This is a genomic window from Micromonospora sp. NPDC003776 (genome assembly GCF_053605645.1).
This window is the reverse complement of the sequence record NZ_JBSGJR010000891.1, coordinates 1-1,737: the sequence shown is the minus strand read 5'-3', so window position 1 is coordinate 1,737 and position 1,737 is coordinate 1. Positions and strand designations below refer to the sequence as shown.

1 protein-coding gene is annotated in these 1,737 nt (G+C 74.7%); it reads left to right on the top strand.

Going from position 1 to position 1,737, the window contains the following annotated elements; all coding sequences use genetic code 11:
* Positions 1-1,737 (top strand): efflux RND transporter permease subunit (locus ACWEVO_RS36140; RefSeq protein WP_452311882.1); only part of this gene is annotated, 1,737 nt, incomplete at both ends.

The following is a 1,737-nucleotide window of genomic DNA, read 5'->3' as shown; positions in this document are numbered from 1 at the left end:
CCGGCCCGCCCCGCTGCTGGGGAGGCTGACTGTGATCCGGGTGATCGCGTACTGTGACCGGATGCCGCGGGCGGGGGCCGACGCGGCGGCCCGCCGCGCCGCCGAGGAGAAGGAGCTGCGCAGCCCGTTGCAGCGCGCGTACCTGCCGGCGATCGGCTTCGCCACCCGGTCCCGGCGCACCCGCTGGATCACCGTCGGGGTGGGCCTGCTGGTGCTGCTCGGCACCTTCGGCCTGGCGCAGCAGCTGGAGACCAACTTCCTCGACGACTCCGGCCAGGACACGCTGAGCATCCGGCAGAAGCTGCCCGCGGGCACCGGCCTGGCCGGCACCGACCAGGCCGCCGCGAAGGTCGAGGCGGTGCTCGCCAGAACGAAGGGCGTGGCCACGTACCAGGTCAGCGCCGGCGGCAGCAACCAGCCCTGGGCGCGCGGCGGTGGCAACAACACCGCCTCCTACTCGGTGGCGCTCGACGAGGAGAGCGACGCGGCCGCGGTCAAGCGCACCCTGCGCCGCGAGTTCGACGCGCTCGGCCCGGAGGCCGGCGAGCTGAGCTTCGGCGCCGGGCAGGGCGGGGCCTCCGCCAACCAGGTCGAGGTAATCGTGCAGGCCGCCGACCAGGAGACCCTGACCCGGGCCGCCGAGGCCGCCCGCGGCGCGATGGCGGGTACGCCGGGCGTCGAGGACGTGACCACCAGCCTCGCCACCCAGGTGCCCCGGGTCGAGGTGACCGTGGACCGGGTCGCCGCCGCGCGGGCCGGCCTCACCGAGGCGGCCGTCGGGCAGCTCGTCGCCCAGGCGTACCGGGGTGCCCCGCTGGGCCAGGTCACCCTCGACGGCGCGCCGCGCGACGTGGTGCTCAGCACCGGTGCCCGGCCGCCGCTGAGCGTGGCCGAGCTGCGGGCGCTCCCGGTGGGCCGGGTCAAGCTGGACGACATCGCCGACGTCAACCAGGTCGACGGCCCGCAGCAGGTCACCCGGATCGACGGCGAGCGCAGCGTCTCCATCACCGGTACGGCCACCGGCGCCAACCTCGGCGCCACCACTCAGGAGCTGCAGCGGCGGCTGGACGCCCTGGACGTACCGGGGGCGACCTTCACCATCGGCGGCGTCAGCGCCGACCAGAAGGACGCCTTCGCCGACCTGGGGCTGGCGGTGCTGGCCGCCATCGCGATCGTCTTCCTGATCATGGTCGGTACGTTCCGCAGCCTGACCCAGGCGCTGATCCTGCTGATCTCGGTGCCGTTCGCGGCCACCGGCGCGATCGCGCTGCTGCTGGCCACCGGCACGCCGCTCGGCGTACCGGCGCTGATCGGCGTGCTCATGCTGGTCGGCATCGTGGTGACCAACGCGATCGTGCTGCTCGACCTGATCAACCAGTACCGGGCGCAGGGCATGGGTGTCACCGAGGCGGTGGTCGAGGGCGGCCGGCGGCGGCTGCGGCCGATCCTGATGACCGCGGTCGCCACCGTGTTCGCGCTGCTGCCGATGGCCTTCGGGCTCACCGGTGAGGGTGGGTTCATCTCCCGCCCGCTGGCGATCGTGGTGATCGGCGGCCTGCTCAGCTCGACGTTGCTCACGCTGATCCTGGTGCCGACCCTCTACACGATGGCGGAGCGGACCAAGGAGTCCCTGCGCGAGCGGCGGGCCGGCCGCCGGGGGGCGCCCACGCCGGTCACCGTGCCGGCCCCGCAGCCCACCCCGGAGGCCGCCCCGGAGCCGGTCCCGGCGACGGTCGG